This window comes from Frankia sp. CeCAU1, from assembly GCF_977971845.1.
On sequence record NZ_CDWWXA010000255.1, the window covers coordinates 1 to 2,985 of the forward strand.

General features: G+C 75.9%; 1 protein-coding gene and 1 pseudogene. Both read right to left on the reverse strand.

The genetic code is table 11. The features are described from left to right. Positions 1-714: pseudogene (locus tag AC08OO_RS23160) on the reverse strand (ATP-binding protein); the annotation flags it as partial. Next, entirely contained in the window at positions 714-2,399 is a 1,686-nt protein-coding gene (locus tag AC08OO_RS23165) for an SCO6880 family protein (protein WP_476619093.1), read from the reverse strand. The gene AC08OO_RS23165 and the pseudogene AC08OO_RS23160, both read right to left, overlap by 1 nt. Positions 2,400-2,985: the final 586 nt, after the last annotated feature.

Genomic DNA, 2,985 nt, shown 5'->3' on the forward strand with positions numbered 1-2,985 from the left:
GGCGAGTAGCCGGCGGACGTCGACCAGGGTCGGGGTGGTCTGGTGGGTGGCCAGGTGGCGGGCGACGGCGGTGAGCAGCCGCTGCTGGCTGACCGGGAGTTCGGCTTGACCGAGGGCGACGGCGAGCAGTGCCGTGAGCACCGCGGCGCGGCGGGCCACCTGGTCGTCGAGGCCCGTCCGGGCGGAGACGGTGCCGGTGCCGGTGCCGACGCCGGGGCCGATGTCGAGGGGGTTGACGCGCAGGTGGCCGCCGGGGCGGAGGCGCAGGGTGGCGTATCCGAGGCGGTCGCCGAGGGGGGTCCATTCGCCTTTGGGGTCGATGACGGCGGTGAAGCGGGGCCGGCCGTGCAGGGCGGCGAGCGCGGCGGCGCGGTGCACGTACGATTTGATGATCGCGGATTTGCCGTAGGCGCCGGCGCCGGAGACAACCATGTTCGGTCCCTGGATGAGGCCGGTCTGGTAGGCGTCGATGATGTCGAAGTGGAAGGCGCCGCCGGCGAGCCGGTTGGCGCCGAGGAACACGCCGTGATCCCCGAGGCCGGCTTCGATCGACCAGGGGGTCACCACGCACAGGTGTGCGGTGGTAGCGACGTTCCACGGCAGGGCGAGCCGGGCGCCTTTCGGCCCCCACCGGCCCCATCCGCGTTCTCGCCCGGGTCCGCGTTCGTGTCGGCGTTCGTGTTCTCGGCCGTTCCGGGTGAGAGGGTTGGGCATCAGGGTGCTCCGGTGACGGTCGGCCGGGGTGCGAGGCCGAGGGGGAGGGTGGCGGCCCAGGCGGTGTGATGCCGGCCGTGCAGGGGGCGCAGGTCGACGATGCCGCAGCGGGCGGCCAGGTCGACGATCGCGGCGGACGCGTCGTCGAGGTCGTGCCGGCTGGGGGCGGTGACGTCGAGGAGGCCGAGGTAGGCGTATTCGGGGTAGCCGGCGGTGAGTTCGGCGTCGCGGCGGTCGATGTCGTCGTGGGCCTGGGTGAGGTGGACGGGGACGCGGAAGGCATGCCGGTCGCGGAGGTGGACGGCGGTGTCGACGGAGACGGTGTCGCTGTTGATGCGCCGGCGGGAGACCCGCCACGGCACCGGGGTCATTGTGAGCGCGAGGGTGCGGACACAGGGAACGTCATGGAGCAGGGGGTCGAGCCAGCCCGGGCGCAGTCCGCCGGTGGGCCAGCCTGCGATCCAGAACACCCGGTGCCAGCTGTCGCCGATCCGGGCCGCGTCCCACCACGCCCGCAGCGTGAGGCTGTCCGGCTGGAGGCGCTGCGGCGGTCGCGGTGTGCCGGCTCCCGGGAGATGGGCGCGGGCCGCCAGGCCCGGAGTCGATGCGCTGTCCGGCTCCGCCGCACGACTGGGGGCTTCGAGGGCCTTCGAGGCTTCGGGAGGCGGCGGGTCGGCGTGGTCGAGCACGGTCTTGGTGAGCTCGGCGGTGGACAGCAGGCCGCGGACGTGCAGGCCGGCGCTGGCGCATCGGTCGGCCAGGGTTTCGGCGGCGGCCAGCGCGGTGGCCCGGCCGTCGGCGTGGCGGCCTCCGCGTGTCGGGCGGACGGTCAGCCATAGCCGCAGGTCGTGGCGGATCAGGGCGGGCTGTGCCTCGGCGAGGAGCCGCCGGTAGGCCAGCAGCTCCCCCGCCGGCGGGCGCGCCGGCTGCCGCGACCGGGCCGCCGCCGCGGATTCCGGCTGGCGGCGGGGTTCGACGGGGAAGTCCAGGGCGGTCGCCGGTCCGGAGCGGACCGTCCAGCCGAGCCGGGCCACCGGGGTTTCCCGGGCGAACTGGGTCAGCACCCGGGCCCATCCGGCGGTCTGGCGGTCCTTCCCGGCGCCGTCGAGCAGTCCGAACGGGCCACCGCGCACGTCGAGGACCACGGTGATCGTCCCGGTGCGCCGGTCACGAACCAGACCGGCCGGTTGCCCGTCTGCGGTTGGTACCCGGCAACCGGTCGCCGCCGCTACCACCTCGACCGACCGCGGCACCGCGGGAAGATCCACCCGTTCGGACCGGCGGCCGGCGGATCCCCACCCGGCCGCCCCCGCCCCGATGCCCGTCGGCCGAGCGGAGGAGGGGACGGCGCACGGCCGGCATCCGCCGCAGGTGTGCAGGAGGCGGGTGTGCAGCAGGCGGGTGTGCAGCAGGCGGGTGTGCAGCAGGCGGGTGTGCAGCAGGTAGCCGGCGACGACCGGCAGGAGATGGACCAGGGGTTCCCCGCCGACCCGGACGAACGCGAACAGCAGGCAGGCCACCGCCACACCAACCCCGGCCGTCGTGCCGGAACCGCCGCCGAGCAGCCTCGGGCCCGCCGCGAGCCCGCCGACACCGAGGCCAATCAGGATGACCTGCGGGACGCTGGCGCCGAACAGCGCGGTCCCGGCTCGGCGCGGGGCGAGATGGTAGACCGGTCCGCTCATGATCCGGGCCGGTCCTCGGGTGGGGTCGCGGCCCCACCCGGACGGGCGGAGGAACCGGTGCGGGGTCGACGCCGCCAGCCCGGCGGTGCCCCTGCCGGTCCCGGCCGGAAAGACCCGCCACCGCCAGCCGGAGGGGTAGGCGGCGGGCCTCCGGGTCCCCCCAGGCCGGTCGGCCCCGTAGACCCTGACGATCCCGCGGGTCCTGGAGGACCCGACGGGCCTGGAGGTCCTGACGGACCCGGGGGTCCGGGTCTGCGTTCCCGTTCCACGCTCCCGCCGGGCGAGGCACTCGACGGGCGTCGCCGCAGGCTGACCTGCCCCGGCCGCCCACCAGACGCAGCGGTACCGGGCCCGCCACGCCGGTCGCCGACCGGTTCCCGGCCCCCGGGGTCACCCTCCCCGCCTACAGAGGTGTCCCCGGCCGGTCGGGGTCGCGGCTGCGATCGGGGCTGCCGGTGCGGCCCAGGCTGGGACTGTCCCCGCCGGCGACGCCCCGGATCGGGCAGGCTCCGTGGTTCCCCGAGCCCACCCGGCTCCCCCGATCCGGATCCACCGGAACCATCCCCCGACGGCCGCCCACCACCAC

Coding starts and splice junctions, on each gene's coding strand:
- AC08OO_RS23165 (WP_476619093.1), bottom strand. CDS start 2,399: ATGAGCGGACCGGTCTACCATCTCGCCCCGCGCCGAGCCGGGACCGCG.